This is a genomic window from Methylomonas sp. MgM2, from assembly GCF_054172045.1.
This window is the reverse complement of the sequence record NZ_JBSYXO010000079.1, coordinates 1-3185: the sequence shown is the minus strand read 5'-3', so window position 1 is coordinate 3185 and position 3185 is coordinate 1. Positions and strand designations below refer to the sequence as shown.

1 protein-coding gene is annotated in these 3185 nt (G+C 62.1%); it reads left to right on the top strand.

All coding sequences use genetic code 11. The features are described from left to right. Window positions 1–14: 14 nt before the first annotated feature. Window positions 15–3185, top strand: a 3171-nt coding sequence (locus tag ACW73I_RS22875) for a condensation domain-containing protein (protein WP_458031821.1), incomplete at its 3' end; no start/stop codon positions are given.

Here is a 3185-nt window from a genome sequence, read left to right as displayed (position 1 = left end):
CGGAACCCGAGCGGATGGCCCAAACCCGCATCGAACCGCGTAACGACACCGAGCGGCGACTTGCACAGATTTGGCAGGAGGTGCTCGGACTGCAAACGGTCGGCATCCAGGATAATTTCTTCGAGTTGGGGGGGGACTCCATCGTGTCCTTGCAAGTGGTTAGCCGTGCCCGCCAAGCCGGCTGGCAGTTGTCGCCCAAGGACATCTTCCGCCACCAGACCGTCGCGGCGCTGGCGCAAGTAATCGAAGTTCTGCCGCAAGTGGCCGATGCAGTCAACGATATGGTCGATAGGGCTGAAGGCGAGCTGCCGTTGACGCCGATTCAGGCCGAGTTCTTTGCCGCCGATATTCCCCGGCGCGGACACTGGAACCAGTCGGTGCTGCTGGCGACCGGACAGGCATTGCAGGTCTCGGCGCTGGCCTCTGCTCTACGCCGTTTGACCGAACACCACGACGCTTTCCGCTTGCGCTTCGACGGGCACAACGGCTGGCGCCAGTATTACGAGGGCGAAGTGACGGATCGGGAATTACTCTGGCAACGCGATGCGATCTGTGCCGAACAAGTCACGGAAATCGCGGAGCAGGTGCAGCGCAGTCTGGACTTGCTGCATGGCCCCTTGTTACGGGCCGCTTATATTCGCGTCGCCGACAGCGGTTACCGCTTACTGATCGTGATTCACCATTTGATCGTCGACGGCGTGTCCTGGCGCATCGTGCTGGAAGATTTGCAAACGCTATACCGCCAGTTCGGCGCCGGCAAAACGCCGTCGCTGCCGGCCAAAACCGCTTCTTACCGGGCCTGGGCCGAGGCTTTGCAAGGCCGGGCCGCGCAAATCGGCGAACAGTTGGATTACTGGCGCGCGCAACTGGCGGCAACGGCTTTGCCGGTCGATTTGTCGGGACAGCAAGGCACGGCTGCCGACGCCGAGACGTTGACCGTCGAGTTAAACGAAACCGTCACCCGGCAATTACTCAGCGAATGTCCCGCCGCCTACCGCACCCGTATTGACGAATTGTTGTTGGCGGTGTTGGCGCGGGTGTTGTGTCGCTGGAGCGGTCTGGGCGCCGTCAGCATCGATCTGGAAGGCCACGGCCGGGAAAGTTTTGCCGGCGCGCCGGACGTCAGCCGCAGCGTCGGCTGGTTCACCAGCTTGTATCCGGTGTTGTTGACGCCGGCGGACGATTGGGCCGGCACGATCAAAACGGTCAAGGAACAATTACGCAGGGTGCCTGAGCGCGGTTTGGGTTTTGGTTTGTTGAAATATCTGGCCGGCGATGAAATTCGGGCGCAACTCAACGGCCTGCCCAGGCCGGCCCTGTGTTTCAACTATCTGGGCCAGTTCGACGCCAGTTTCGCCGCCGACGGCCTGTTCCGCCCGGCCGGCGAAGCGCGCGGCGACGAACGCGACGCCGGCGCGCCGCTGGATTATGCGCTGGAAGTCAACGGCCAGATCTACGACGGCCGTCTGGCGATGAACTGGAGCTACGACCGCCGCCGCTACCGCACCGAAACCGTCGCCGCGTTGGCGGAGAACTTCAATCGCGAATTGAACGAGCTGGTCGAGCACTGCCGGCAAGGGCCGCAAGGTGTCACGCCCAGCGACTTTCCGCTGGCCGGATTGACGCAAGCGCAACTGGACGCCTTGCCACTGCCGGTGGCGGAGGTTGCCGATATTTACCCGCTGACACCGATGCAGCAGGGCATGCTGTTTCACAGCCTGTACGAAAATGATGCCGCTAGCTATGTCAGCCGTTTCGACATGCGCCTGGAAGGTCTCGACGCCGGCCGTTTCGCCGAAGCATGGCGGACGGCGCTGCAACGGCATGCGGTGCTGCGCACGGCGTTTCACGCGCCGGCGAACTGGCCGCATGCGATGCAGATCGTACTCAAGCATTTGCCGCTGCCGTTGATCGAGCTGGATTGGCGCGGCCGTAGCGACGCCGATGCAGCCTTGCCCGCTTTGCTGCACGAGTTGCAAGCAGAGGGTTTGCCTACCGGCCGCGCACCGCTATTCAAATTGGTGTTGCTGCGCTTGCAAGGCGATGTTTACCATTTCATCTGGCTTAGCCATCATCTGCTGCTGGATGGCTGGAGCAGCGCCCGCTTGCTCGGCGAAGTGCTGAGCAGTTATCGCGGCGATAGTTTGCTGCCGCCGACCGTGGAATTTAAAGATTACATCGCCTGGCTGGCCGGGCGCGATCCCGCCGCAGCCGAACGCTATTGGCGGCAACGTTTGCCGGTTCTCGAAGAGCCGACCCGTCTGGCCGACGCGCTGCCGTGCCGCAATCCAGGGCAGGGGCATGCGCTGCATGCCTTGCAGATAGACGGCGATGATTTTGCAGTCTTGCGCCAAACCGCACAGAGTGCCAAATTGACGATCAATACCTTGGTGCAAGCCGGTTGGAGCTTGTTGTTGCAACGTTATTGCGGCGGCGGGGCGGTTGCCTTCGGCGTGACCGTGTCGGGCCGGCCCGGCGATCTGCCCGGCGCGGAGGAAATGGTCGGTTTGTTCATCAATACCTTGCCGATGATTCAAGCGCCGCGCGCCGATCATGGGGTCAGGGCTTGGCTGCAAGCCCTGCAGCATGCCAATCTGGAATTGCGCGAAGTCGAAAGTACGCCGCTGGCCGACGTGCAGCGCTGGTGGGGCGGGCCGGGCGAAGCGCTGTTCGACAGCTTGCTGGTATTCGAAAATTACCCTTTGTCGGAGGCCTTGCGGCAGCGGTCGGAAGACGGTTTGAAGATGCGCGGCGAGAGCCATCGCGAAACCACTAATTTCCCGTTAACGCTGGCGGTGCAGAGCGGCGACAGTGTCTTGCAAGTAGTGTTCGATTACGACCGCCGCTATTTTGATGAAGAAACCGTCGCGGATTTGGCCGCGTATTTTCGGCTGCAGTTGACCGCTTTGTTGAGCGAATCGCAAGCGAGAATCGGCGAGTTGTCCGCGCTGACCGAGCGCGACGCGGGCTTATTTGAGCGCTGGAATTGTTGGCCAAAGACCTACGACCATTACACTCCGGTGCACGCACTGATCCGCCGCCAAGCCCAGGCGCAACCGGAGGCGCTGGCGCTGATTTGTGGCGAAAGCCGGCTGAGCTATGCGGAACTGGAAGCGCAAGCCAACCGCCTGGCCCACCGTCTGCTGGCGGAAGGCCTGGGCCGGGAAAGCCGGGTAGCGCTGCTG